This window comes from Saccharothrix sp. NBAS 001 (assembly GCF_056640475.1).
The window spans coordinates 1,241,713-1,266,909 of the sequence record NZ_CM153251.1 but is presented as its reverse complement, the minus strand read 5'-3'; the positions used below and the strand labels follow the sequence as shown (position 1 = coordinate 1,266,909).

At 73.0% G+C, this 25,197-nt stretch carries 21 protein-coding genes; 13 read left to right on the top strand and 8 right to left on the bottom strand.

What is annotated here, in order from left to right:
• Positions 1-22 precede the first annotated feature (22 nt).
• Positions 23-988, bottom strand: a complete 966-nt coding sequence (locus AC0HI0_RS05570; protein WP_480931161.1) for an AraC-like ligand-binding domain-containing protein — start codon at positions 986-988, stop codon at positions 23-25.
• Between the two features lie 265 nt (positions 989-1,253).
• Here AC0HI0_RS05570 and hpaD point away from each other — a divergent pair, with 265 nt between their 5' ends.
• From hpaD to AC0HI0_RS05525, 9 genes are all read left to right on the top strand, one after another.
• Positions 1,254-2,117 carry a 3,4-dihydroxyphenylacetate 2,3-dioxygenase gene (gene hpaD / locus AC0HI0_RS05565; protein ID WP_480931160.1) on the top strand — a complete coding sequence of 288 codons (864 nt, stop codon included), beginning with the start codon at positions 1,254-1,256 and terminating at the stop codon, positions 2,115-2,117.
• Positions 2,114-3,511, top strand: a complete 1,398-nt coding sequence (locus AC0HI0_RS05560) for a fumarylacetoacetate hydrolase family protein (RefSeq protein ID WP_480931159.1) — start codon at positions 2,114-2,116, stop codon at positions 3,509-3,511. The genes hpaD and AC0HI0_RS05560 overlap by 4 nt, the downstream gene beginning before the upstream one ends.
• On the top strand, positions 3,508-4,182 hold the full coding sequence (locus AC0HI0_RS05555) for a GntR family transcriptional regulator (protein ID WP_480931158.1): 675 nt from the start codon (positions 3,508-3,510) through the stop codon (positions 4,180-4,182). The genes AC0HI0_RS05560 and AC0HI0_RS05555 overlap by 4 nt, the downstream gene beginning before the upstream one ends.
• Positions 4,179-5,111 (top strand): 4-hydroxy-tetrahydrodipicolinate synthase, encoded by a 933-nt coding sequence (gene dapA / locus AC0HI0_RS05550; RefSeq protein ID WP_480931157.1) that lies wholly within the window; start codon positions 4,179-4,181, stop codon positions 5,109-5,111. The genes AC0HI0_RS05555 and dapA overlap by 4 nt, the downstream gene beginning before the upstream one ends.
• A complete protein-coding gene (hpaE, locus tag AC0HI0_RS05545) occupies positions 5,108-6,610 on the top strand; it encodes a 5-carboxymethyl-2-hydroxymuconate semialdehyde dehydrogenase (RefSeq protein ID WP_480931156.1) in 1,503 nt (500 codons plus the stop codon). Before dapA ends, hpaE begins: the two co-directional genes overlap by 4 nt.
• 75 nt (positions 6,611-6,685) lie before the next feature.
• Complete coding sequence (locus AC0HI0_RS05540; RefSeq protein ID WP_480931155.1) at positions 6,686-7,330, top strand: SDR family NAD(P)-dependent oxidoreductase; 645 nt, start codon at positions 6,686-6,688, stop codon at positions 7,328-7,330.
• Entirely contained in the window at positions 7,297-8,091 is a 795-nt protein-coding gene (locus tag AC0HI0_RS05535) for an SDR family NAD(P)-dependent oxidoreductase (RefSeq protein ID WP_480931154.1), read from the top strand. The genes AC0HI0_RS05540 and AC0HI0_RS05535 overlap by 34 nt, the downstream gene beginning before the upstream one ends.
• 11 nt (positions 8,092-8,102) lie before the next feature.
• The gene (locus AC0HI0_RS05530) at positions 8,103-8,876 is read left to right on the top strand and encodes a molybdenum cofactor biosynthesis F family protein (RefSeq protein ID WP_480931153.1); all 774 of its coding nucleotides are present in this window, start codon (positions 8,103-8,105) and stop codon (positions 8,874-8,876) included.
• A gap of 11 nt (positions 8,877-8,887) precedes the next feature.
• On the top strand, positions 8,888-9,274 hold the full coding sequence (locus tag AC0HI0_RS05525; RefSeq protein ID WP_480931152.1) for a nuclear transport factor 2 family protein: 387 nt from the start codon (positions 8,888-8,890) through the stop codon (positions 9,272-9,274).
• 108 nt (positions 9,275-9,382) lie between these two features.
• Here the strand turns inward: AC0HI0_RS05525 and AC0HI0_RS05520 are convergent, their stop codons facing one another.
• The 4 genes from AC0HI0_RS05520 to AC0HI0_RS05505 form a co-directional block, all read right to left on the bottom strand.
• Entirely contained in the window at positions 9,383-10,981 is a 1,599-nt protein-coding gene (locus AC0HI0_RS05520; protein WP_480931151.1) for a hypothetical protein, read from the bottom strand.
• Positions 10,982-11,083: 102 nt separating this feature from the next.
• Positions 11,084-12,301, bottom strand: a complete 1,218-nt coding sequence (locus AC0HI0_RS05515) for an SGNH/GDSL hydrolase family protein (RefSeq protein ID WP_480931150.1) — start codon at positions 12,299-12,301, stop codon at positions 11,084-11,086.
• A gap of 39 nt (positions 12,302-12,340) precedes the next feature.
• Positions 12,341-13,489, bottom strand: a complete 1,149-nt coding sequence (locus tag AC0HI0_RS05510) for a cytochrome P450 (protein WP_480931149.1) — start codon at positions 13,487-13,489, stop codon at positions 12,341-12,343.
• A 99-nt stretch (positions 13,490-13,588) separates the two neighbouring features.
• The gene (locus AC0HI0_RS05505) at positions 13,589-14,983 is read right to left on the bottom strand and encodes a M20/M25/M40 family metallo-hydrolase (protein WP_480931148.1); all 1,395 of its coding nucleotides are present in this window, start codon (positions 14,981-14,983) and stop codon (positions 13,589-13,591) included.
• 208 nt (positions 14,984-15,191) lie between these two features.
• Between AC0HI0_RS05505 and AC0HI0_RS05500 the strand changes: the two genes are divergently transcribed.
• On the top strand, positions 15,192-17,912 hold the full coding sequence (locus AC0HI0_RS05500; protein ID WP_480931147.1) for an AfsR/SARP family transcriptional regulator: 2,721 nt from the start codon (positions 15,192-15,194) through the stop codon (positions 17,910-17,912).
• Positions 17,913-17,925: 13 nt separating this feature from the next.
• On the opposite strand, the gene AC0HI0_RS05495 is transcribed toward AC0HI0_RS05500, so the two are convergent.
• Both AC0HI0_RS05495 and AC0HI0_RS05490 read right to left on the bottom strand, forming a co-directional pair.
• Complete coding sequence (locus tag AC0HI0_RS05495; protein ID WP_480931146.1) at positions 17,926-18,822, bottom strand: bifunctional DNA primase/polymerase; 897 nt, start codon at positions 18,820-18,822, stop codon at positions 17,926-17,928.
• Between the two features lie 98 nt (positions 18,823-18,920).
• On the bottom strand, positions 18,921-19,403 hold the full coding sequence (locus AC0HI0_RS05490; protein ID WP_480931145.1) for an ArsR/SmtB family transcription factor: 483 nt from the start codon (positions 19,401-19,403) through the stop codon (positions 18,921-18,923).
• Between the two features lie 58 nt (positions 19,404-19,461).
• On the opposite strand from AC0HI0_RS05490, the gene AC0HI0_RS05485 reads away from it, so the two are divergent.
• Positions 19,462-20,400, top strand: coding sequence for a S41 family peptidase (locus AC0HI0_RS05485; protein WP_480931144.1), 939 nt, complete (start codon positions 19,462-19,464; stop codon positions 20,398-20,400).
• Between the two features lie 54 nt (positions 20,401-20,454).
• On the opposite strand, the gene AC0HI0_RS05480 is transcribed toward AC0HI0_RS05485, so the two are convergent.
• The gene (locus AC0HI0_RS05480) at positions 20,455-21,453 is read right to left on the bottom strand and encodes an alpha/beta hydrolase (protein ID WP_480931143.1); all 999 of its coding nucleotides are present in this window, start codon (positions 21,451-21,453) and stop codon (positions 20,455-20,457) included.
• Positions 21,454-22,265: 812 nt separating this feature from the next.
• Here AC0HI0_RS05480 and AC0HI0_RS05475 point away from each other — a divergent pair.
• Both AC0HI0_RS05475 and AC0HI0_RS05470 read left to right on the top strand, forming a co-directional pair.
• On the top strand, positions 22,266-23,078 hold the full coding sequence (locus AC0HI0_RS05475; RefSeq protein ID WP_480931142.1) for an SAM-dependent methyltransferase: 813 nt from the start codon (positions 22,266-22,268) through the stop codon (positions 23,076-23,078).
• A gap of 1 nt (position 23,079) precedes the next feature.
• Positions 23,080-25,173, top strand: coding sequence for a putative bifunctional diguanylate cyclase/phosphodiesterase (locus AC0HI0_RS05470; protein ID WP_480931141.1), 2,094 nt, complete (start codon positions 23,080-23,082; stop codon positions 25,171-25,173).
• Positions 25,174-25,197 lie beyond the last annotated feature (24 nt).

The window sequence follows — 25,197 nt, the reverse complement described above, 5'->3', positions numbered from 1 at the left end:
ACGGGCGCATGGCGTTTGACCGTCAGCGCGCCCGGTGCTCGACGCTGCGACGGCGGTATTCCGAGGGGGACAGGCCGTACTCGGTCTTGAACGCGCGGCTGAGGTAGGAGGCGTCCACCAGGCCCCAGCGGGCCCCGATCACGCCGATGGCGAGCTGGTGCTTGCCGGGGTCGGCGAGATCCTGGCCGCAGCGCTCCAGCCGACGGTGCCGGATCCAGCCGGACACCGTCGTGCCCGCCTCGCTGAACAGCTTGTGCAGGTACCGGGTGGAGATGTGGTGCGCGGCGGCGATGTCGCCGGGCGAGAGCTCCGGGTCCTCCAGGTGCGTCTCCACATAGGACTTGATCTTGACGAGCATGGCCGCGCGGGAGGTCTCGGCGGGCACGTCGGCGTAGTCGACCTGGTCGGCCAGCGCGGTGCCCAGCAGGTCGACCACGTTGCGCGCGAGCCGGACGCTGCCGTGCACCTGCGGGTCGTCGATGTTGCGCGCCAACTGGACCAGGGTCGTGCTGACGATCCCGCTGACCCCCTGGCCGCCCGCGAACCGGATCGCGGTGAGCTGCTCGACCTGGCCGGTCGGCAGGCACAGCATCGAGCGGGGGAACATCAGGACCATCGTGGACGACACGTCGTCGAAGGCCAGCGAGTAGGGCCGCGTGGTGTCGTAGATCGCGAAGTCCCCGGGGCGCAGCGCGGCCTGACGGCCGTCCTGGGTGAGCTTCGCGGTGCCGTGCAGTTGCAGCGAGAGCTTGTAGTAGTCCGGTGCCGCGCGGGAGATGGCCCGCGCGGTCCGTCGCACGGTGTGCGCGTCCGCCGACGCTTCGTACACGGCGACGCTGCCCAGGTTCTGACCGCGCAACCGGCCCCGGAACGTCGAGTGCTCGCCCGCCGTGGCCTCCAAGGGCACGAACGTCTGCGAGACCGCCGACTGCCAGAGATCGAACTGCTGCGTCGCCGGCACGCCGGCGGTGGTCAGCACGTAGGACATCGTTGCCCTCCCGGACCTGGTGTTGCACAGTGTTCTGCGTAACACTGCGTGACAGGCACAGTCGTCGCGATTCGCCCGTTCGTCAAGGGGTCGTTGCCGAAGCGTATTGCTCCGACCGGCCGGTGCGCACGGAGTCAAATGGCGTGCGCCCGTGGTCAACCCTACCGGGCCCGAGTGCTGTTAGACCTGGATAGCCGGCACGACAGCACGTGCCGGGAACGGATCGTATTCGATCCGCTACACGATCCCCGATGCGGAGGTGACCATGGGTGAGGTCGTGCTGGCCGCGAAGATCACGCATGTGCCGTCGATCTGGCTGTCCATCCACCCCGGCAAGCACCACGGCATCCGCAGGCCCGCAGAGGTCGGTCTGGCCGAGGTCGGCCGCCGAGCGCGCGAGCGCGGTGCGGACACCTTCGTGGTGGCCGACTCGCACTGGATGAACAGCATGAGCTTCCACATCAACGGGAAGGCTCGGCACCAGGGCAGCTACGCGTCACACGAGCTGCCGCACTTCATCCAGGACCTGGAGTACGACTACCCCGGCAACCAGGAACTCGCCCGCCTGATCGGCGAGGAGATCAACGCCGGCGGCCAGAAGTCCCTGGTCCACGACGTGAAGGACCTCGGCCTGGAGTACGCCACGCTGGTGCCGATGCACTTCATGAACCGCGACGGCGACCCGCTGGAGGTCGTCCCGGTCGGGTGCAACATCTACTCCTCCATCGACGAGAACCGCCGGGTCGGCGAGGCGATCGCGCGCGCCGTGCTGCGCAGCGACCGCAAGGTGGCGTTCCTGGCCAGCGGCTCCCTGTCGCACCAGTTCCCGCCGAACGAGATCTCGTCGCAGTACCTGGACAAGATCAGCAACCCGATCAACGAGCAGGCCGACCGGCTGGTGCTCGACCAGTGGACCACCGGCAAGATCCCGGAGTTCCTGGCCGCGCTGCCCGCCTACAACGAGCGGTTCACCGGCGAGGCCGCGATGGCCGACACCGGCATGCTGTTCGGCATCCTCGGCTGGGACGAGTACACCGGTCACGGCGAGCAGCTGTGCGACTACTTCCCCAGCAGCGGCACCGGCCAGGTGATCGTCGACTTCCCGATCCCGGACGGACTGAAGGCATGACGCACCCGCTCGGCCTCGCGCCGACCAAGATCATCGCCGTGCACCTGAACTTCCGCAGCCGGGCGGCGGAGCGCGGGCGGTTCCCGGAGGAGCCCTCGTACTTCCTCAAGCCGCCGTCGTCGCTGTCCTGGTCGGGCCGCGACCTGGTCCGGCCCGAGGGCACGGAGCTGTCCGCGTTCGAGGGCGAGATCGCGATCGTGATCGGCAAGCGCGCGGCGCAGGTGAGCCGGGACGACGCCGCCGAGTACATCGGCGGCATCGCCGCGGCCAACGACTTCGGCGTGCACGACCTGCGGTACGCGGACCGGGGCTCGAACCTGCGGTCCAAGGGCGCGGACGGCTACACGCCGGTCGGCCCGGTGCTGCTGGACCCGCGCGAGGTCGACCTGCGCGACCTGCGCCTGCGCACGTGGGTCAACGGCGAGCTGGTGCAGGACGACAACACCGGCGACCTGCTGTTCGACTTCGCCTACCTGATCGCCGACCTGAGCCGCAACATCACGCTGGAGCCGGGCGACATCATCCTCACCGGCACGCCGACCGGCGCGACCGTCGTCGCCCCCGGTGACGTCGTCGAGGTCGCGGTCAACGACACCGAGCGGCTGCGCAACGCGGTCCGCGAGGCCGAGCCGCTGGCCAAGCCCGGCGCGCGGCCCAAGGTCACCCGCGAGGACAAGGCGGCGGCCGTGGGCGGCAGCGTCCCGGCGATCAAGCCGGAGACCGAGGCGGCGCTGCGGTCGGTGTCCACCGCGACGCTGTCCAGCCAGCTGCGCAAGCGCGGCCTGCACCACACGTTCCTCACCGGGCTCAAGCCCTCGCGGCCCGACCTGCGGATGGTCGGCACGGCCCACACGCTGCGGTTCCTGCCGCTGCGCGAGGACCAGTTCGCCGAGCGCGGCAACGGCATGAACGCCCAGAAGCGGGCCGTGGAGTCCATCGGGGAGGGCCAGATCCTGGTGATCGACGCCCGCGACGACCACGGCGCGGGCACGCTCGGCGACATCCTGGCGCTGCGCGCGCTCAAGCGGGGTGCGGCGGGCGTCGTCACCGACGGGTGCCTGCGGGACAGCCCGTCGTTCGCGGACGTCGACCTGCCCGCCTACAGCGCGGGCCCGCACGCGGCCGTGCTGGGCCGCAAGCACGTGCCGTGGGAGGTCGGCGTGGACGTGGCGTGCGCCGGTGTCCTGGTGCGGCCGGGCGACGTGCTGGTGGGCGACGCCGAGGGCGTCATCCTGATCCCGCCGGCGCTGGTGGACGAGGTCGCCGCGGACGCGGTGAAGATGGAGCGCGAGGAGCGCTTCATCCTGGAGCGGGTGGCCGCCGGCGAGGGCATCGACGGCCTCTACCCGCTCGGCCCGGCCAAGCGCGCCGAGTACGAGGAGTGGTCGGGATGACCGCCGCCCCAGTCCGCTCCAAGACCCAGTACGCGTACGAGACGCTGCGCGACCGGATCGCGGAGGGCCGGTACGGGCCCGGCGCGCGGCTGGTGTTCGACCGCATCGCCCGGGAACTGGGCATCAGCCCGGTCCCGGTGCGGGAGGCCGTGCGCCGGTTGCAGGCCGAGGGCTGGGTGGTGTTCGAGCAGAACGTCGGCGCGCAGGTCGCCGAGTTCGACCCGGACGGCTACCGCCACACCATGGAGGCCCTGGCGCTGCTGGAGGGCCACGCGGTCGCCACCGCGCGGGTCACCGAGGCGCTGCTGGACCGCGCCGCCCACCTCAACGACCTGATGGCCGCGTCCCTGGTCGAGTTCGACCCGCTCGGCTTCACCCGGCTCAACCGCGAGTTCCACCTCCTGCTGTGCGGCGCGACGCCCAACCCCCGGTTGCGCGAGCTGGTCGACAAGGAGTGGTCGCGGCTGGACATGACCCGGCGCACGACCTTCAGCCTGGTGCCCGGCCGGGCCCGGGAGTCGGTCGCCGAGCACGCCGAACTGCTGCGCCTCCTGCGCGCCGAGGCACCCGCCGAGGTCGTGGAGCGCTTCGCCCGCGAGCACAAGCTCAACACCCTCCGGGCCGTGGACACGAGGTCCCCGGCCCCGTTTCCAGGGGAGTTCACGTCATGAGGTTCCGTTCCGACCCGGCGCAGATCCGCGGTTCCATCGCGCCCGTCGTCACGCCGTTCACCGCCGACGGCGCGCTGGACACCGACAGCCTGCGCGCGTTGGTGCGCTGGCAGCTGGAGTCCGGTTCGCACGGTGTGTCCATCGGCGGGTCGACCGGTGAGCCCAGCGCGCAGACGATCGAGGAGCGGATCACCGCGATGCGCGTGGTGGCCGAGGAGCTGGGCGACCGGGTGCCGTTCCTGCCCGGCACCGGCGCGGTCACGCTGGAGCACACCCTGGAGCTGACCGACCAGGCGCAGAAGCTCGGCGCGGACCTCGCCCTGGTCATCACGCCGTACTACAGCCGGCCCACCCAGGAGGGCCTCATCGCGTGGTACGGCGCGGTGGCCAACGAGTTCCCGGACATGCCGATCGTGATCTACAACGTGCCGTCCCGCACGGCCGTGGACATCGCGCCGGACACCGTGGCCAAGCTCCGCCACGCGCACGACAACATCGTGGGCATCAAGGAGACCACCAAGGACTTCGAGCACTTCTCGCACGTGCTGCACAAGTGCGGGCGCGACTTCCTGATGTGGTCGGGCATCGAGCTGCTGTGCCTGCCGCTGCTGGCGATCGGTGGCATCGGGTTCGTCAGCGCGCTGGCCAACATCGCGCCCGCCGCCGTGGCCCGGATGTACGAGCTGTACGTCTCCGGCGACCACCAGGGCGCCATCGACCTCCACTACCGGCTCGCCCCGCTGGTGGAACTGCTGTTCGTGGAGACCAACCCGGCGCCGGCCAAGCACGTCCTGGCCGACCTGGGCCGCATCTCCAGCGGCTACGTCCGCCCGCCCCTGATCGAGCCCACGCCGGCCGGCCTGGAGAAGATCGCCAAGCTGCGCGCCGAGGCCGCCGACCTGCTCATCCCGTCTGGAGTGAACGCATGACCACCGTGAAGAAGCCGGCGGACCTGCCGACCGAACTGCTGCACCACATCGACGGCAAGGACGTCCCGTCCGTCGACGGCGCGACCTTCCCGGTCTCCGACCCGGTCACCGACACCGAGTACGGCACCGTCGCGGCCGGTGGCCCGGCCGACATCGACAACGCCGTCGCCGCCGCGCGCCGGGCGTTCACCGAGGGCCCGTGGCCGAAGATGTCCGACCGCGAGCGCGCCAAGGTGCTCAACCGGATCGCCGACGCCATCGAGTCGCGCGCCGACCGGCTGGCCGAGCTGGAGACCTTCGACACCGGCCTGCCGGTGACCCAGGCCAAGGGCCAGGCGCACCGCGCGGCGGAGAACTTCCGCTACTTCGCCGACGTGATCGTGGCGCAGCACGAGGACGCCTACCTGGTCGGCGACAAGCAGGTCAACTACGCGATCCGGCAGCCGGCCGGCGTCGCGGGCCTGATCACGCCGTGGAACACGCCGTTCATGCTGGAGACCTGGAAGCTCGCGCCGTCGCTGGCCTCGGGCTGCACGGTGGTGCTCAAGCCCGCCGAGTGGTCGCCGCTGTCGGCCAGCCTGCTGCCCGGGATCATGGCCGAGGCGGGCGTGCCGGACGGCGTGTTCAACCTGGTGCACGGCATCGGCGAGTCGGCGGGCGCGGCCCTGGTGGCGCACCCGGACGTGCCGCGCCTGTCGTTCACCGGCGAGAGCGGCACCGGCCAGATCATCATGCGCACCGCGGCGGAGAACCTGAAGGAGGTGTCGATGGAGCTGGGCGGCAAGTCGCCGTGCGTGGTCTTCGCCGACGCCGACTTCGACAAGGCCGTCGACGCCGCCGTGTTCGGCGTCTTCTCGCTCAACGGCGAGCGCTGCACGGCCTCCTCGCGGGTGCTGGTGCAGCGGGAGATCTACGACGCGTTCGTGGAGGCCCTGGCGGCCCGCGCGTCGGCGGTGCGGGTGGGCCTGCCGTCCGACCCGGCCACCGAGGTCGGCGCGCTGATCCACCCCGAGCACTACGCGCGGGTGCTGGAGTACGTGGAGATCGGCAAGTCCGAGGCCCGGCTGGTCGCGGGCGGCAGCCGTCCCGCGCACCTGGACTCGGGCAACTTCCTGTCCCCCACGGTGTTCGCCGACGTCGCGCCGGACGCCCGGGTGTTCCAGGAGGAGATCTTCGGGCCGGTGGTCTGCGTGACCCCGTTCGACACCGAGGAGGAGGCCGTCGCGCTGGCCAACGCCACCAAGTACGGCCTGGCGGGCTACGTGTGGACCTCGGACCTCAAGCGCGGCCACCGGGTGGCCCGCGCGGTGCAGTCCGGCATGGTCTGGATCAACTCGCACAACGTCCGCGACCTGCGCACGCCGTTCGGCGGCATCAAGGCCAGCGGCGTCGGCCGGGAGGGCGGTGCGCACAGCATCGACTTCTACAGCGACCTGCGCGCGGTGCACGTGGCCGTCGGCGACCTGACCCCGCCGCGGTTCGGAGTTGCCCGACCGTGAACGGTCGTTGATTTCGGGCGCACCCGCCCGCTCCGGCTATGGGGCGGGCGGGTGTCGCGCGGATAACGTCCGATCATGGGCATGGAGGGGTTGGTCGCGCTGGTGACCGGAGCGGGCTCCGGGATCGGCGCGGCGGTGGCGCGCAGGCTCGACGCCGCCGGAGCGCGGGTGGCGGCGCTGGACGCCGACTCCACGGCGGTGGAACTGGTGGGCGGCGCGCTGTGGTGCGGCATGGCGGTGCGTGCCGAGGCGGCCGACCCGGCGCAGGCCGAATCGTCGGTCACCGCGGTGGTCGACCACTTCGGACGGCTGGACCTGCTGGTCGTCACCACGCCCGCGATGCCCTGCCCCGGCCCCCGCGGCACCGGCGCGCTCACCACGCTGGCCGTGGACGACGAGGCGTGGCACGCGGTGCTGGCCACCCAGCTCGACGCCGCGTTCTACACCACCCGGGCCGCGCTGCGGGCCATGCGGTCCGGGGTGATCGTGGCGGTCGCGGTCTCCTGCCCGCACCTGCCCCACCAGTCGGCCGCGGCGGCGGGCGTGCGCGGGCTGGTCCGCGCCGTGGCCGAGGACGCCGCGCCCGCCGGCGTGCTGGTCCGCTCCGTCACCGCCCGCTGCACCCCCGATCCCGCCGAGGTCGCCGACACGGTCGCCGACCTCGCCGTCACCACTGGAGGACCGACATGGGCTCTCGATTCACCGGCCGGGTCGCCCTGATCACCGGCGCGGGCACCGGCATCGGCGCGGCCACCGCGCGGCTGATCGTCGCCGAGGGCGGCAAGGTCGTGCTGACCGGCCGCCGGCCCGCGCCGCTGGCCGAGGTCGCGGGCCCGCTGGGCGAGGCCGCCCTCGCGCTGCCCGCCGACGCCGCGGACGGCGCGGCGATGGCCGCCGTCGTCGCGGAGGCCACCGAACGCCTGGGCCGGATCGACGTGGTCGTCGCCAACGCGGGCGGCCACGGGCTGGGCACCGCCGGCGAGACCACCGACGAGGGCTGGCAGCTCGCCCTGGACGCCAACCTGACCAGCGCGTTCGCCACCATCCGGGCCGCGCTGCCCGGTCTGGTGGACGGCGGCGGCTCGGTCGTGCTGGTGTCCTCGCTCGCGGGCCTGTTCGCCGGGCCGGCGGTGGCCGGCTACACCGCCACCAAGCACGCCCTGGTCGGGCTGAGCCGCTCGGTCGCCCGCGACTACGGCAAGCACGGCGTCCGCGCGAACGTGGTGTGCCCCGGCTGGGTGCGCACCGCGATGGCCGACGAGCAGATGGACCGGTTCGGCGGGAGCCGCGGCCTCAGCCGCGACGACGCCTACGCGCTGCTGACCGAGAACACCCCGCTGGGCCGTCCCGCCGAAGCGGAGGAGGTGGCGTCCGTGATCGCGTTCCTGGCCTCCTCGGACGCCTCGATCGTGAGCGGCGCCGTCGTCACCGCGGACGCGGGCGCGAGCGCCGTCGACCTGCCCACCATCGAACTGGCCTGAGAGGACATCCGATGTCGGATTGGAAGACCGTCGACGACTTCGCCAAGGGCATCGACGGCAACCGGTTGCCGCGCACCGACGCCCTGGTCGGCCTCACCTGGACCGTCCGGCACGACGAGGGCGGTGAGGTCACGCTGACCTTCACCGACTCCTCGCACGCCGCGTGGACCGCCGGCGAGGCGTCGGGCACCGACCGGTACGAGGCGGTGGAGGGCGCGCCGGGGATCTACTTCCTGTCGCTCATCGACACCAACACGCCGCGCGAGTGCGCGGTGCTGATCGCCGACGTGGACAACCGGCGGACGCTGAGCGTCGAGTCGACCATCGCCGAGGAGAAGGTCGACGGCGTCCCGCAGGTGTCGCAGGTCTTCAAGCCCGGCGTGCTCGACACCGGCGACGGCGTCGGCCCGAAGGGCGAGCCGGCCGCCGAGACGCGCGAGCTGATCGGGTTCCGCGCGCTCTACCGGTACAGCCCCAACCACCTCTACGAGCACGTGTACCTCAGCTCGGAGCGCTACGCCTGGCAGTGCCTGGTGGGCGAGCAGCGCGGGCACGGCGACGTGGACCTGGCGACCGCGTACAAGATCGCGGAGAACCGGTACGTGTTCACCTTCCGCGAGTTCCGCATCCCGGTCGCGACCACGTGGCTCTACGACATGGACGCCATGCGCACCACGGGCACGTTCTTCGGCCTCAACGGCGAAGGCGAGATCCGCAGCGCTCCCGGCGGCGCGCACATCCTCCCGCTCGGCCGGGTGTCCTACCCCGACGAACAGCCCGTCTGAGAAGGAAGAACATGACCGCACTGGAAGTCGTCCAGGCCCACTACGCCGCCTCCGACCGGGGCGACCTGGCCGGGATGCTGGCACCGCTCGCGCCCGACGCCTCCTGGACCGAGGCCGCCGGTTCCACCTACGGCGGCACCTACATCGGCCGGGACGCCATCGTCGCCAACGTCTTCGAGCGGATCGGCGCGGAGTGGGCGTCCTTCGGCGTGGCCGTGGACGAGCTGCTGGACGCGGGCGACACGGTCGTCGCGCTGGGCAGCTACACCGGCGTGCACCGCGCCACCGGCAAGGGCATGACCGCCCGCTTCACCCACATCTGGCGGGTCGCGGACGGTCGGGTCACCAGTTTCGAGCAGGTCGCCGACACCGCGCTGATCGTGGGCGCGGAGTCCTGAGACGGGAGCGGGCCGCCCTCGGCGGGGTGGCCCGCTCCTCCCGAGGAGTTCCCCCCTCGGACGGGAGCGGGCCGCCCTGGGCCGGGCGGCCCGCTCTCTTTTTCCCGGTCAGGGGCCGAGCAGCGTGGCCGACCGGCCGATGCCGCCGATGGCGTCGAAGGTCGCCTGACCCGCGTTCCACGCGCGGGCGCGCCGACGCCCGAACACCCGCGAGACCAGCGGGGCCAACCTCGGCGTGGCGTCGCTGATCTGCGCCAGGTCCTGGACGAACCGCAGGCTGCGCGGTGACCTGGCCCGCCGCTCGACCGCCCGTTTGGTGTTCACCTGCGCCGACAGGACGCCGATGTTGATCCCGGCGGTCACCTGCACCTCGCCGGCACCGCCCGCCGGCCCGTCGCGCCACCACCGGTCGACGGCCCGGTTCAGCTCGGCCACCCGGCGGCGGATCCCGGCGACGCCGATGTCCCCTCCGTCCACGCCGGCGCGCAGCTCGGCGAACCAGCCGCGCAGGCGTCGGGCCGCCGGGGCGTCCCGCAGGTGCAGCGCGGCCTCCACGACGGTGGTCGACGAGTCGACCTCGGCGAGCACCGCGGCCAGGAAGAACGGCAGCCGCACGTCGACGTGCAGGCTCGACGTCGGGTTCCCGTGCGCGAGCACCTCGTTGACCTCGCGGGCCCGGCACGCCCGGAGGTGGTCCAGCGCCGCCAGCAGGCCGGCCTCGTCGGGTGCGACCGGGTCGTCGGGCCCGATCTCCCGGAGCACCGCGAACGGCGCGCGGAGCGGGTGCGGGGCGTAGGGCGCGGCCAGCTGGTCGGCGATCTCCTGGTAGTAGAAGGTCGCGGCGACGTTGCGGACGACGTCCGCCATCGCGTGGGCCTTCTGGGCCAGGTTGTCGCCGTCGACGGGAATCCCGAAGAAGTCCGCCCGGCTGCCGACCTGCCGACGGGCCCACTCCTGCGCGTTGCCGAAGGCCGTGGCCGCGAACACCGTCCGCTCCAGGCGTTCGAGGGTCGCCGACTGCTCCCGGTAGCGGCTTTCCAGCAGGCCGGCGCGCAGTTCGGGCGGGGTGGCCCGGAGCCTGCTCTCGAAGCTCTCCGGGCTCTCGTCGTCGGCCTCGGCCTCGGCGTCGCGGCGCAGCACGTGGTGCATCAGCCGGAAGAACTCGACCGCGTGCTCCAGGTCGGAGAACAGCCCGGGATCGGAGTAGCCGGTCTGGAAGTAGCTGCTGCTGATGTCCAGGAACGTCGCCAGCGCACCGGTTTCGGCCAGCGTCGCCACGTACCGGTCGAACAGCTCGGTGTCCACCCGCTTCAGCGCCAGGTCGGTCCCCACCGCCAGGTCGGTGATCCACTCGTTCTCGTCGGTGCTGTCGGCCACGACGAACAGGTCGGCCAGCCCGTCGAACTCGACCGGCAGGCCCAGCGGCTCGACCGGGCCGCGGATGCGCGCGTCCGACCACGACCGGCCGCGCCGCCGGTGGGCGCCCGGGTACCAGGAGTCCATCAGGTTGCCGCTGAAGCCGATCCGGTCGAACAGGACGATGTTCTGCACCAGCTGTCCCAGGCAGGCCAGGTCGACGCAGGAGCGGAGGTCCTGGTTGAGCCGGTAGTCCCACTTGCCGTGCGCGGTCCGGTCCGGCTGGAACGGCTCGTGGCCCACCTCCGGGACGAGCGCCCGAAGTGCCCCTTGCAGCGTCAGGTTGTCCATCACGATCACGTCGCCGTCGCCTCTTCCGCTCGCCGGTCCCGGACGAGGGAGGCTAGCGGTACCGCGCGCCGCCGGTCACCGCCGGCGGCGCGCGGTGCCCGGTCACAGCACCGAGAGGTCGACCGCCCGCGCCATCGCGCGGTAGCCCGCGTCGCTGGGGTGCAGCCGGTCGCCGCTGTCGTAGGCGGGCAGCAGCGCGTCCGGGTCGGCCGGGTCGGCGGTGGCCTTCTCGAAGTCCACCACCGCGTCGAACTCGCCGGAGGCGCGGATCCAGGCGTTGACCTCGTCCCGCACCGCCTCGCCCGCCTCTGTGTAGTACGCCGCGCCCTTGTACGGCAGCAGGGTCGCGCCGACGACCCGGACGCCCTTCGCGTGCGCCTGCCGGATCAGGTTCCGGTAGCCGCCGATCAGGTCGGCCGCGGTCACCACCGGGTTGGGCTTGGCGCAGTCGATCGGGAAGTTGCTGAACCCGATGTCGTTGATGCCCTCCAGCAGGATCACCGTGCGCACGTCGGGCTGCCCGAGGGCGTCCCGGGCGAACCGCGCGGTGGCCTTCTCGCCGAAGCACGCCGAGTCGTTGAGCACCCGGTTGCCGCCGATCCCGGCGTTGACCACGTTCTTGTGGCCGCGCAACCGCTCCGCCAGCTCGTCCGGGTACCGGTTGTCGGCGTCCACGGTGGACGCCGTGCCGTCGGTGATCGAGTCGCCGAAGGCCACCACCACGTCGCGGCGCGGCGTGCGGTCGACGGTCTCCACCCCGCTGAGGTAGTACCAGGACTCGGACTTCTCGCCGAACGCGGCGGCCGAGGTGTCCGCCCGGTGGTCGCCGGAGGCCCGGTAGCTGGTCGCGGTGGCGAACGAGTGCCCGGTCGCCTTCCCGGTCTTCCCGGCGAAGTAGAGCGTGACGGTCAGCTTCTGCAGCGGTTCCACGGGCAGGAGCGCCACGTCGCTGACGAGTTCGCCGCCGGTCCGCACGGTGACCGAGCGGTGCCCGCCGAAGGTCAGGTGCCGCACCGAATCCGGTCGCACGGCCGCGCCGTCGGCGGACCGGGCGACGGTCGCCCCGGTGACCTGGAGCGGTGCGCTCCCGTAGGCGTTGGACAGGCGCACGCGCACCGCCGGACCGCCACCGCTGGTGCGCACGACCTGGCGCACGGTGTGGTTGTCGAAGCCCTGCGACCCCCAGTTGGGCCCGAACACGTCGGTCGGTTCGTGCGGTGAGGCGGCCCAGGTCGCCGCCCAGCCGGGATGCGCCGACGCGGCCGGCGCGAGCGCGACCCCGAGCGCGGCGGCGAGCAGGACTACCGCGGTCTTCTTCATCGATTGACCCCCCATGGTCGATGTTCCCCCCGGGTCAACCTACGCCGCGGAGCGCTTGTTCCCCGGTGCCACGAGGACCGGCAGCCGGTCGAGGCCGCGCTGGGTCGCGGTGGGCCGCCGCACGGGCTCTCCGGCGGCCTCGACCCGGTCCAGCTTGGACAGCTCCGCGAGCAGCGTGATCAGCAGTTGTCGGCCCAGGTGCCCGCCGAAGCACGAGTGCGCGCCGCGCCCCAGGCCCAGGTGCGGGTTCGGGCTGCGGGTGAAGTCCGCCACATCCGGGTCGGGGAACACCTCGGGGTCCCGATTGGCGCCGGCGAGCACCACCACGAGGATGTCGCCGCGCTTCACGCGCCGGCCACGCAGGTCCACGTCCTGCTTGCAGTGCCTGCTGACCGCCTGCACGGGGCCGGCCAGCCGGATCAGCTCGTCGGCCGCCCGGCCGTCCAACGCGGCCAGTTCCGCGCCCCGCCAGGACTTGCGCGCGGTCAGCCAGTGCACGGCGTTGCTCAGCAGGTTGCTGGTGGTGGAATAGCCCGCGTCGAACACCGCGCGCAGCGAGTTGCGCAGCACCCGGTCCTCCCCCGGTTCGACCGACGCCAGGATCCCGCCGGGCGCGGCCGCCGCGCGCCACTCGGCGATCATCGCGTTGAGCGCGTCGCGGGCGGCCAGCGCCGGTTCGCGGCGCGACGGGTCGAGCCCGGCGTCCATGCCCAGGATCATCGTCCGCGAGGTGGCGCGGAACCGTTCGTGCTCGGCGGGGAACGGGATGCCGTACAGGGTGCACACGGCGTGCAGGGCGAGCGGTTCGGCGACGTCGTGCGCGAAGTCGACCACACCGTCCAAACCGGCCACGAGGTCCCGCGCCGCGCGGCCGATCCCCTCCTCCCACACGCCGCCTTCGAACGCCCGCAACGGGTGCAGGAAGCGCCGGCGCACGGCGGTGTGCTCGGGCGGGTCGAGGGTTTGCAGGCTCAGCACCGAATCCGGGATCGACCGGCCGAGTTCGCGCGGGTCGGAGCCGAAGGTGCCGGTGTCCTTGAGGATCCGGGTGCAGTCGTCGTGCCGCGTGACGACCCAGGCGGCGAGCTGGTCGTGCCAGTGCACCGGGTCCTCGGCGCGCAGCCGGGCGTAGACCGCGTGCGGGTCGGCCAGCATGGCGGGCGAGAGCGGGGCGAAAATGCTGGTCATCTCGACACTCCTGGACAGCCGTGGTGGGGCGTGCCGAGCCGCACGCCCCACCCTCTAGCGGCTAGTTACTAGTGGGGGTAGTCCATCTCGGCACCTCCTTCACGTCCGCAGGTCGTCGTCGACGGCGAACCTCCCCACCGCCCACGCCATCGCCCGCATCGCCTCGCCGAGCGCACCCACGTGCACGTTCGACAGGTCGTCGCAGGGCTGGTGGTAGCACGGGTCGTACGGTTGGCCGGCGGTGCCGCCGAACACGGCGGCCTCCTCGGCGGTCTTGATGCCGCGCACCCCGCCGAACGCGCCGCCGACCGGGATCCCGGCCTTGGCGAACGGTTCCTGGTCTGAGCGGATGTCGTTGAGGTCCGCGGTGCGGAACGGCAGGTGCTGCGCCCGGTAGCCGTCGGACAGCACGGCCTCGACCGTGCCGGAGCCGGGCGGGCCGGCGGGCGCCCCGGTGCCGGGGTGGTCGCTGTCGTCGCCGTCGACCACGAACCGCACGAAGTTCGGCGACGCGATCAGCTCCCAGTTCAGGTAGAGGCTGATCGCCGCGAGCTGCTGCGGGGTGCGGGTGGCGATGTAGTGGATCGAGCCGAGGTTGACCAGCTCCTCCGCGCCCCAGAACACGAACCGGACCTTGTTGCGCACCTTCTTCTGGTGCGGAGCGAGCCGGACGGCGGTCTCCAGCAGGGCCGCGACGCTGGTCGCGTTGTCGTTGACGCCGGGGCCGTCCGCGCCGCTGTCGAGGTGCGCGCCGGCCATGACGACGTGGTCCGCGGCACCGCCGGTGGTCTCGGCGAACAGGTTGACCGTGGTGGACTCCACCGAGTGGCCGCGCAGCTCCAGCCGGGCCTCGCCGGCCGGGAGGGATTCGGCGGCGCGCTGGCTGATGAACCCGACCGGCAGCGGCGTGCCGGTGGCGCGGCGGCGCAGCACCGTGTCCGGCACCGGCGAGGGGTCGTAGACCAGCACGGCCCGGACGCCGGCGTCCCGCGCGGCGACCGCCTTGTCACCGGTCGGGCACGTCCCGGAGGGCACCACGGCGATCGCCGTGCCGGGCGGGTAGTCCGCGACCTGGCACCCGACGCCCGCCGCCCGCGCGATCCGCCCGGCGACCGTGCCGGAGGGCGCGAACTGCGCCATGAGCACCTTCACGTCGCCGGGCGCGGACAGCTTCTCCACGTCGGTGCGCCAGGCGAGGTACGGCACGGGCTCGGTGTAGACGTGGTACCCGGCGCGCCGGAGCAGGCGCTCGGTGTACTCGCGGGACTTCTCGTAGCCGGGCCGGCCCGCTTCGCGGTTGCCGCCGTTCTCCCGGGCGATGCGGTCGAACGCGCGCACCGAGTCCATCGCGTCCCGGGTGCTCACCGCCGCCGACAGCGACCGGGCCAGCCCCGGGTCGGTCGACGCCACCGCGGCCGGTGTCGCGGCCGACAGCCCGGCCGCCAGCACGATCGCCAAGACCCGCGCGACGTTGCGCATCAGTCTGCCCCCCATGAGCTCGCCTGGAGGCCAGTCTGCGGCAGACCGGCACCGCGATTCGTTGCCGATCCGCGCCGGCTTCTTGAAAAACAGCGACATCGGGAGTTCCGGAGCGGGCCGGCCCCCGTCCGCCTACCGCCGATCGTGTGAAATCCGCGCAAGCCGCTGCCCGGAACCCGCCGCTCTCGCTATCCCTGTGTCCGGGGGAACCAGGGGGAAAGCCATGTCGATGGAGTTCAGCCTGCTCGGAGAAGTCTCCGCGCGGGCCGGGGGGAAGACGGTCGACCTCGGACCGGCGCGCCAGCGGTGCGTGCTGGCGGCGCTGGCCGTGGACGTGAACCGGGTGCTGACGGTGGGCGAGCTGATCGCCCGGGTGTGGGGCGCGGACCCGCCCGCGCGGGCGCGGGCCACGCTGTCGAGCTACGTGTCCCGGCTGCGCCAGGCGCTGGGCGACGGCACGCCGATCGTGCTGCGCTCGGGCGGCTACCTGCTGGCCGCCGCGCCGGATGCGGTGGACCTGCACCGCTTCCGGGAGCTGCGGGGCCTCGCCCGGTCCGCCGACGACCGGGCCGCCGAGCGGCTGCTGACCGAGGCGCTGGCGTGGTGGCGGGGCGCGGCGCTGACCGGCCTGGACAGCGACTGGGCGACCGAGGAGCGCGACCGGCTGGGCCGGGAGCGGCTGGACGCCGAGTCCGACCGGGTCGACGCGCGGCTGCGGCTGGGCCAGGGCGAGCAGCTCGTCGCGGAGCTGTCCGTGCGCGCCGCCGAGCACCCGCAGGACGAACGGGTCGCCGCGCAGTACCTGCTCGCGCTCTACCGCGCGGGCCGCACCGCCGACGCGCTGGAGCACTACCGGCAGGTGCACGCCCTGCTGGTGGACCGGCTGGGCACCGATCCGGGCCAGGCGCTGCGGCTGCTGCACCACCGGATCCTCAACGCCGACCCGGCGCTGGACCCGGCGCCGCGCGCCGACCAGGTCGTGGTGCCGCGCCAACTGCCCGCCGCGCCCGGCTCGTTCGTCGGCCGCCGGGCCGAGCTGGACCGGCTGGACGGGCCGGACGCGGTGGTCTCGGCCATCGCGGGCGCGGGCGGCATCGGCAAGACGTGGCTGGCGCTGCACTGGGCGCACCGCAACCTGGAGCGGTTCCCGGACGGCCAGCTGTTCGTGGACCTGCGCGGGTACAGCGCCGACCGCGCGCCGCTGGAGCCGGCGGCGGCCGTGCGCGGGTTCCTCGACGCGCTGGGCGTCGAGCGCGACGCGATCCCGGCCGACCCGGACGCCGCCGTCGGCCTGTACCGGAGCCTGGTGGCCGACCGGCGGATGCTGATCGTGCTGGACAACGCGCGCGACGTGCGGCAGGTGACGCCGCTGATCCCCGGCGGGTCCCGGTGCACCGTCGTGATCACCAGCCGCAACGCGCTGACCGGGCTGGTCGCCACCAGCGGCACGCTGCCCGTGCCGCTGGACCTGCTGGCCCCCGACGAGGCGCGGGAGCTGCTGGTGCGGCAGGTCGGCGCGGCCCGGATCGACGCGGAGCCGGCCGCCGTGGAGGAGCTGCTGCGGCCGTGCGCCGGGCTACCGTTGGCGCTGGGCATCGTGGCGGCGCGCGCGGCGACCAGCCCGGAGCTGCCGCTGCGGGCGCTGGCCGACGAACTGCGCGACGAGGTCAACCGGCTCGACGCGTTCGACACCGGGGACCCGGCGCTGAGCCTGCGTGCCCTGTTCGACGCGTCCTACCAGGCGCTGGACCCCGACGCGGCCCGGCTGTTCCGGCTGCTCGGCCTCGCGCCCGGCCCGGACCTCGGACCGGACGCCGCGGCGTCGCTGGCCGGCCTGCCGGTGCACCGGACCCGGCTGCTGCTGAGCACGCTGGAGTCGGTGAACCTGGTCGTGCGGCAGCGCCGGTACCGGATGCACGACCTGGTGCGGCTGTACGCGGCCGACCGCGCGGGCCCGGACGAGGAGGCGGTGCGCCGGCTGGTGGACCACTACGCGCACGGCGCGTTCGCCGCCGAGCGGCGGCTGTACCCGGCGCGCTTCCTGATCGACCTGGGCCCGATGGCGACGGGCTGCGTTGCGGTGTCGCACACCGACGAGTCCGCCGCGTGGGAGTGGTTCGAGCAGGAGTACCGCTGCCTGCTCGCGGTGCAGCGGCTGGCGGCCGAGGCGGAGCTGCACGAGCGGGCGTGGCAGCTGGCGTGGACGCTGGAGACCTTCCACCAGCGGCAGGGCCTGCACCGGGACATGCTGGCCAGCTGGGCGATCGCGCTCACCGCGGCGGAGCGGTTGGCGGACAACGACATCCAGGTGCTGGCTCACCGCCGGCTCGGCTACGCGCACTTCTGGCTGGAGGAGCACGAGGACGCCGTCCGGCACCTGCACCAGGCGCTCGGCCTGGCCGACCGGCCGGGCGCGGAGATCCCGCGCGCCCACACGCACTACTCGCTGGCGCAGGCGTGGACGCAGCAGGACAACCACACCCGGGCGTTGCGGCACGCGAACACCGCGCTCGGCCTGTACCGGGACCACGGCGAGCCGCTGGACGTCGCCGAGGGCCTCAACATCGTGGGCTGGCTGGAAACCCGCATGGGGTACTACGAGCCGGCGCGCGAGCACTGCGAGCAGGCCCTGGCGCTGTACCGGGAGCACCACGACGAGGAGGGCGAGTCGGCGGCGCTGGACAGCCTCGGCCACACCGCGTACGAGGCGGGCTGGCACGCGGAATCCGTGCGGTACTACCAGGAGGCGCTGGCGCTGTGCCGACGCCTGGGCCGGACCCTGGCCGAAGCCGAGATCCTCGACCGCGCGGGCCACGCCCACGCCGCCCTGGGCTCGCTCGACGAGGCCCGCCGGATGTGGGAGCGGGCCTTGGAGCTCTACCGGCGGCACCGCCGGGCCGAGGACGCCGACCGGGTGGAGGCGACGCTGTTCAGCCGCAGCTGACCGGCGGCGGGCGTCACCGTTGGCGCGGCACGAACACCACGTCGTCGGGCGCGCGGCGTTCGGGGATCACGCGTGGCCGGCGGCGGCCGGTCGCGATGCCGTTGCCGATGTGGTGCAACGCCTCCCGCTCGGTCCACCCCGCCACGCCCAGGTGCCCGGACGCCGCGTCCAGCAGCACGTCGCGCGCCCCGTTCTCGTCCAGGAACCCCGCGCCGACCAGCTCGCCGAGCCGGCACGCGGCGGTGAACAGCGCGTGCGCCCGGGTGCCCGGACGGGCCGAGCGGACCCGTTCGGTCTCGCCGTCCACCACGGCCGCGCGGTAGGCCCGCACCCGGCGCGGCGCGGGCGGGTCGACGGGTTCGGCGCGCGGTTCGGGCACCGGCGGGCTCAGCCGCGCCACCAGCCAGCCCGGCGCGGGCGCGACCGGCAGGTCCCGGACCACCTTGTACAGCCGCAGTCCGCTCATCGTGCGCCGGATCGAGCCCTGCGCGGCCACGTAACCGCCCGCCGACCGGGTGTCCACGTGCCGGCCGAGCTTGCCCGCCGTGTTGCGCAACGCGACCTCGGGTGCGCGGAAGTACCGGTGCTCTCCCCCGCTGGGCGTGGCGACGGTGTAGGTCTCGCGCGGGTCGTCGGCACCGTGCGCGCGTGCCAGGTCGGCCAGCACGTCACGCCCGTGCGGCACGCCCTGGTCGAGGTCCACGACGAGGAGTCCGGCGGCCCGGCAGGAGATCCCGATGTTGTAGGGCCGGTGCTCCCACCAGGCCAGCACCTGCTCCGGGTCGAGCGTCGCCCGGCGGTCCCAGTCCTTGAGCGCGGGCACCTTCCCGAAGGGCCGCAATGGGATCACCGGCCAGCCCCGGTCGATCGCGGCGACCGCCGCCGCCAGTCGCGCCTGTAGAACACCCATGGTCGGCCCCCTCCGCCTCACGGCGACGGGGGAAGCGCGCCACCTCCATTGTCCGCCACCGCACCGGCCCGGTACAGGTGCGTCCGGATGACACCTGGTCAGGACTGCCGGTACACGGTCACCAGGACGCCGTGCACGGACTCGTCGCCGCCCGCGTCCTCGGCGTCGTCCACGAGCGCCCGCAACGTCCGGCCCAGTTCCTCGGCGGCCTCGGCGGTGAGCCGCAGGTGCCGCAACGCGACCAGCGCCGACGGGTCGTGGCCCACCTCCTCCGCGACCGCACCGAACATCGCGTCGGTGTGCTCGGCCCCGGGGGTCGCGAACGCCATCCGCCGGGCCGTGCGCTGGTAGTACTGCTCGGTCCCGCCGCGCACCCGCCGGGTCTCCACGATCCGCACCAGACCGGCTTCCCGCAGCACCTTCAGGTGGTGGCCGATGCTGCCCTTGGCGACCTTCAGCGCCACCGCCAGCCCGCTGGTCGTGGCGGGTTCGCGGCCCAGCGCGAACAGCAGGCGTTGGCGCAGCGGGTGCGCCAGCGCCTTGTACTGCGCGGGCGTGCCGATCTCCAGGGTCTCGTCCACGCCGCCAAGTGTCTAATTCTCTTGACGCTTTCGCAAACCCACTGCTCTACTACCCGCCGTGGACACTTCCAAGATCATCAGCCGCACCCGTGACCTGCTCCGCGAGCACTACGTCTTCCCCGACGTGGCCGCCGAGGTGGACCGCGTGCTCGCGCGGCGCACCCCCGCCTACGCCGCCGCGACCGACCCGCTGGAGCTGGCCGGCCTGGTGACCGCCGACCTGCAATCGGTCAACGGCGACCGCCACCTGCGCCTCAAGCACCACGAGGAGGAGATCCCCGAGGAGGACGACGCGGCGGTCGAGCAGAGCGACGCCCGGCTGTTCGCCGGGTCGATGGGCGGCGTGCCCAGGCTCGAACGCCTGCCGGGCGGCGTGGCCGTGCTGGAACTGGCCCCGCTGCTGTTCCCGGTGGAGTCGGCGGGCGAGGTGCTGACGGCCGCGTTCACCCTGGTGTCGCGGGCCGAGGCGCTGATCGTCGACCTGCGCGGCAACCGCGGCGGCGACCCCCGCACGGTCGCGCTGGTGTGCAGCTACCTGCTGGCCGAGCCGACCCACCTCAACACCATGTACAGCCGCGAGGACGAGAGCTACCAGCAGTTCTGGAGCCTGCCCTACGTGCCGGGCCGGGTGTTCGGCGGCGACAAGCCGGTCTACGTCCTGACCAGCGGCACGACCTTCTCCGGCGGGGAGGAGCTGACCTACGACCTCCAGCAGCTCGGCCGGGCGACCGTGGTGGGCGAGCGGACCGGCGGCGGGGCGCACCCGCGCCGGGGCTTCACCGTGCACCCGCACCTGGAGGCGACCATCCCGACCGCGCGGGCCATCAACCCGGTCTCCGGCACGAACTGGGAACTCGTCGGCGTCACCCCGGACCTGCCGACGCCGGCCGCCGAAGCCCTCGCCACCGCACACCGCGAAGCCCTGGCCGAACTCGTCCGGCGCGGTGCGCCCACCGCCGCCGAAGCCGCGAAAGCCTTGGCGGACCTCACGTCCTGAGGTCGCGCGAATGGTGTGCGGGGTCCGCGTGCGCGTGCGGACCCCGCACAGCCGTCAGCGGACGACCTCCGCTGCCCAGGAGGCGACCGCCGAGTAGTACAGGCCCGCGTTCGGGGCCAGGTTGATCGAGTGCCCGTAGCCCTCCAGCACGTAGGTGCTGAGCTTGTCGTAGTAGGGCGACTCGTCGGCGTACAGCGTGGCGGCGCTGGAGCAGTTGCTGGCCAGCAGACCGCACACCGTGCCGTCGTACTGGCCGGTCACCACCAGCACCGGCACGTCGATCAGCCGGCTGTAGGGCAGCAGCACCGCGACGCCCAGCCCGTCGACCGCCTCGGTCGGCGCGAAGACGTCCTTGGTCCGCTCGTCCAACGCCTTGAGCGCGGCGGGCAGGTTGCCCGGCGCGTGGAAGTCGTTGTAGCGCGAACCGGGCGACGTGGTCAGGTAGCCCAGCGGGTAGGTCAGCCCGAACTTGGGGTCCAGGTTGGCCGGGACCATGCTGCCCAGCACGGTGACCACGCCCGCCGGGTTGGCCCGGTGGGTCAGCCCGGTCACCAGCACGCCGTCCACGTCGTGGTAGGTGCCGGCCTCCAGGATGCTGATCGACGAGCCCAGCGAGTGCCCGCCGATGATCACCTTGGTGTAGGACGGCCCGTACGCCCCGGACCGCAGGCCCCGCACCACCTGGTGCACGGCCTCGGCCTGGACGAAGCTGGTCACCACGAGCCCCGGCGGTTTCGAGCTGGCGCCCGTGCCCAGGCGGTCCACGGCGAAGGTCGCGAACCCGGCCGCGTTCTGCGCGTCGCGGAACGAGTGCACGCCGTCGTCGTAGTGCCAGTACGAGCTGTTGTAGGTCGATCCGGGAATCAGGAGTTGGACGGCGGTCGCGCCGCCGGGGGGTGAGCACAGCTCTCCGTGCACGGTCTCCTCGTGCCCGAGCACCGTGACCGGGGCGTACACGTCACGACAGGACGACTCGGCGTTGGCCGGCGACGCGGTGAGCAGAGACGAAGCGACGAGCAGCGCCGCCGCGCCGGCGGCGAGTGAGTGGCGCAAGGTAGGGACGACCTCCATCGGTTTTCGGCATCGTTTTCGGCATCGGTCTTTCCAGCGGGACCCGACGGTCACCGGCCGAGGTCGCAGCGCCGGGGCCGGTCACCCCCACGGGGCACGCGGTGGCCGCTCCCGGCGTCCGGGCACCACCGGACGGCGGCGGTCCGGTCGGACGCGGTCCGGCGGCCGTTCGGAGTCCGAGAGGCCCGGTGATCGGCCCGGACACCGGGCGGCACCGCACCTCGGCCGACCACCCGACCGGCGTGGCGCAGCGGGGTCGCGCCGCGCGGATCACGCGAACTCGTCCACTCCGGACCGAATGCGGCGCGCCATCCGCCGAAGTCGCACTTCGACCGGCGCGCGCCTTACCAGATCCGGGTCGGCGGCCGGAAGTCCGGCCACTCTCCCGGCCCAAACCGCGACCACCGGCGGACGATCCGCGAACAGATCCGGAAAACACCCGGCGGACCAATTCAGGGCAGGTCGGCGCACCTTCCCGGAGTGCCCGTGACACTTCCGTGCACGCCCGTACCACTCCGGTTCGAGACCGCACATTCGCGGTCGGTGCGAGACGTTCCCGCAGCTCGACGGCGGTGGCACGGGCTCGCGACCACCGTCCGAGAACTGTGCGAGCCTCATGTTTTCCGATTCTGGCGGTCATCGCCATAGCCTCCAGCCGGGGATTGACCGCGTGCACTCTATGCTCCGTTCAGACGCCATGGGGATCGCGCATTCGAGTTAAGTTGTTCGATCGGCTGGTGTCGGAACGCACGAAGCGGTTGGATGTTCGGGTTACTTAGGGACTGGAGTGCGCCATGACCGACTTCGACTGGGTGCCGGCCGGCGTCGACACCACCGTTCCCAGCGTGGCCAGGGCATATGACTACATGCTCGGTGGTGCGCACAATCTCGCCGTCGACCGCGCGATGGCCACCGAAGCGGCCCGGCAGCTGCCCAGCACGCCGCGCCTGGTGCGGATGAACCGGGCGTTCCTCCGAAGAGTCGTCACCCATCTGGTTGAATCTGGAATCGACCAGTTCCTGGACATCGGCTCCGGCATCCCCACCGTCGGCAACGTCCACGAGGTCGCGGCGGACGCCAAGGTCGTCTACGTCGACAAGGACCCCGTCGCGGTCGCGCACAGCGAGCTGCTGCTGTTCGGCCACGAGAACGCCACCGTGATCCAGGGCGACCTGCGCGACCCGCGCGACCTGCTGTCGCGCCCGGAAGTCCTGCGCCTGCTGGACTTCGACCGGCCGGTGGCCGTGCTGATGCTGATGGTGCTGCACTTCGTGCCGGACGAGGACGAGCCGTGGCGGCTGGTCGCGCACTACCGCGACCACCTCGCGCCGGGCAGCTACCTGGCCATCTCGCACGTCACCGACGACCGGCAGACCGCCGCCTGGCGCGGTGTCGCGCGCACCGCCGCGCAGAGCCGGGACAGCCTCAACAACCGCTCGCACGAAGAGGTCGCGGACTTCTTCGACGGCTTCGAACTCCAGGAGCCCGGCCTGGTCGGCTGCGGCCTGTGGCGGCCGCAGGGCCGCGGCGACATCTCCGACAACGCAGAGGAGAACACCCTGATCTACGCCGGCCTCGGCCTCAAGTCGGCGAGCGGGAGCCGCTGACATGACCGCTGCGCTTCCCCAGGACGCGGAAGGACTGCGCGCCCGCGCGAAGCTCGCGAAGAAGTGGACCTACCTGCTCAGCTCGCGCACGTTCATCCCGCTGAGCACGGTGGAGCTGGAACGCCACCTGCTCGGGCTGGTCGAGCGGCTGTGCGCGGGGGTCGGCAGCGAGCCGCTGACGCAGAAGATCGGCCGGGAGGTCGGCGCGGCGCTGGTCGACCTCAACTGCACCGCGCCCGAAGGGCTCCAGGTCTCCGTCGAGGTGGTCAGCAAGGGCCTGCTCGGCATGACCGGGCTGGGCCAACCCGACCGGCTGCGCGACCGCGTGGTGGACGTGATCGCCGCGCTGGCCGCCGGGTTCGTCGAGCGGGTGCGGGTGTCCACGCTGGAGCAGCAGGAGCAGCTCGGCCGCTCGCTGTACAAGGCGATGCGCCAGGCCCAGCTCGACCTGGAGGTCAGCAACGCCCGCTACGACCTGGTGGAGGGCTGCACGTCGACCGGGATAGCGACCACGGACCTGAAGGCGAACCTGTTGCGCGCCAACGGGGCGCTCGCCCGGATCGTGGACGACACCCAGGCCGGGCTGGCCGGGCGGTCGCTGTTCGACCTGGTGCACCCGGACGAGCAGGACGGCCTGCGCAAGGACTTCGCGCAGCTGACCGACGGCGGCACCACCTCGATCAGCCAGCCGCGCAAGCTGCTGCGCGCCGACGGCGAGATCGCCTGGGTGACGCTCACCCTGTCGCCGCTGCGCCGTCACGAGGGCGGCAACCAGGTGATCGTGCTCGCCGAGGACGCGACCGACGTGAACCTGTTGCAGGGCCAGCTCAACCACCAGTCGCTGCACGACGTGCTGACCCGGCTGCCCAACCGGCAGTTCTTCACCAGCCGCCTGGAGCAGGCGCTGCGCACCGCCGACCCGACGACCGGCCTCACCGTGTTCCACCTCGACCTGGACGGCTTCTCGCTGATCACCGGCGGCCTGGGCCGCGAGGTGGGCGACCACCTGCTCAAGGTGGTCGGCTCGCGGCTGGAGGAGGTGGTGGCCGAGGAGAACGCCATGGTGGCGCGGTTCGGCTACGACGAGTTCGCGATCCTGGTGGAGAACACCGCGCGGACGCCGGACGTGGTGACCATGGTCCGGCTGATCAACGACAAGCTGTCCCGGCCGTTCGACTCCGACGGCCACCGGATCGCCTGCACCGCCACGATCGGCGTGGTGCACCGGCCGCCGCGCGACGCGTCGCCGCACGACCTGCTCGACTCGGCGGACCTGACGCTGCGCCGGGCCAAGGGCAACGGCCGGCGGCAGTGGGAGCTGGCCGACCCGACCCGCGACGGGCTGGACCGGCGGATGTTCAGCATGGCCGCGACGATGCACGGCGCGTGGGAGAACGGCGAGCTGCGGGTGGAGTACCAGCCGGTGGTGCGGCTGTCGGACCGGCGGATAGTGGCCGCCGAGGTGCTGCTGCGCTGGGACCACCCGAGGCTGGGCGCGGTGCCGCACGAGCAGTGCCTGGCGCTGGCCGAGGACACCGGGTTGGTGGGGCCGCTGGGTTCGTGGATGCTCGGCGTGGCCTGCGAGCAGTCCGGCGCGTGGCGGCGGGAGCTGGACCGGGACGTGCCGGTGCGGCTGTCGCTGACCCGCAGCCAGGCCGTCGACCCGGAACTGGTCGGCACGGTGCGGGAATCGCTGGCCGAGGCCGGGCTGCGCCCTCGGTCGCTGTGGCTGGGCGCGCCGGCCGACGTGGTGCTGGGCGACGAGGAGGCCGCCGACAACCTGCGGATCCTGGCCGAGAGCGGGGTGGGCGTCGAGGTCGACGGGTTCACCGCCGCGCCGGCGGACCTGTTGCGGGTGGCGGACTTCCCGGCGCACGCGGTGCGCATGTGCCGCCCGCTGACCGACCAGCCCGCGCCGGTCGTGGCGCAGGTCCTGGCGAACCTGCTGGCCGTGGTGCGGGAGGCCGGGGTCGCGGTGTCGGTGTCCGGCGTGGCCACCCCGGCGCAGGCCCGCTGGTGGCAGGAGGCGGGCGCGGAGACCGCGTCCGGCCCGCTGTTCGCCCCCGCCGGTCCGCCGGACGCGATCACCGGGTAGCGCGACCACCGGGTGGCACGGCGG

Coding starts and splice junctions, on each gene's coding strand:
- hpaE (WP_480931156.1), top strand. CDS start 5,108: ATGACCACCGTGAAGAAGCCGGCGGACCTGCCGACCGAACTGCTGCAC.
- AC0HI0_RS05520 (WP_480931151.1), bottom strand. CDS start 10,981: ATGGACAACCTGACGCTGCAAGGGGCACTTCGGGCGCTCGTCCCGGAG.
- AC0HI0_RS05515 (WP_480931150.1), bottom strand. CDS start 12,301: ATGAAGAAGACCGCGGTAGTCCTGCTCGCCGCCGCGCTCGGGGTCGCG.
- dapA (WP_480931157.1), top strand. CDS start 4,179: ATGAGGTTCCGTTCCGACCCGGCGCAGATCCGCGGTTCCATCGCGCCC.
- AC0HI0_RS05525 (WP_480931152.1), top strand. CDS start 8,888: ATGACCGCACTGGAAGTCGTCCAGGCCCACTACGCCGCCTCCGACCGG.
- AC0HI0_RS05470 (WP_480931141.1), top strand. CDS start 23,080: ATGACCGCTGCGCTTCCCCAGGACGCGGAAGGACTGCGCGCCCGCGCG.
- AC0HI0_RS05560 (WP_480931159.1), top strand. CDS start 2,114: ATGACGCACCCGCTCGGCCTCGCGCCGACCAAGATCATCGCCGTGCAC.
- AC0HI0_RS05540 (WP_480931155.1), top strand. CDS start 6,686: ATGGGCATGGAGGGGTTGGTCGCGCTGGTGACCGGAGCGGGCTCCGGG.
- AC0HI0_RS05530 (WP_480931153.1), top strand. CDS start 8,103: ATGTCGGATTGGAAGACCGTCGACGACTTCGCCAAGGGCATCGACGGC.
- AC0HI0_RS05555 (WP_480931158.1), top strand. CDS start 3,508: ATGACCGCCGCCCCAGTCCGCTCCAAGACCCAGTACGCGTACGAGACG.
- AC0HI0_RS05510 (WP_480931149.1), bottom strand. CDS start 13,489: ATGACCAGCATTTTCGCCCCGCTCTCGCCCGCCATGCTGGCCGACCCG.
- AC0HI0_RS05475 (WP_480931142.1), top strand. CDS start 22,266: ATGACCGACTTCGACTGGGTGCCGGCCGGCGTCGACACCACCGTTCCC.
- AC0HI0_RS05570 (WP_480931161.1), bottom strand. CDS start 988: ATGTCCTACGTGCTGACCACCGCCGGCGTGCCGGCGACGCAGCAGTTC.
- AC0HI0_RS05500 (WP_480931147.1), top strand. CDS start 15,192: ATGTCGATGGAGTTCAGCCTGCTCGGAGAAGTCTCCGCGCGGGCCGGG.
- hpaD (WP_480931160.1), top strand. CDS start 1,254: ATGGGTGAGGTCGTGCTGGCCGCGAAGATCACGCATGTGCCGTCGATC.
- AC0HI0_RS05495 (WP_480931146.1), bottom strand. CDS start 18,822: ATGGGTGTTCTACAGGCGCGACTGGCGGCGGCGGTCGCCGCGATCGAC.
- AC0HI0_RS05505 (WP_480931148.1), bottom strand. CDS start 14,983: ATGGGGGGCAGACTGATGCGCAACGTCGCGCGGGTCTTGGCGATCGTG.
- AC0HI0_RS05535 (WP_480931154.1), top strand. CDS start 7,297: ATGGGCTCTCGATTCACCGGCCGGGTCGCCCTGATCACCGGCGCGGGC.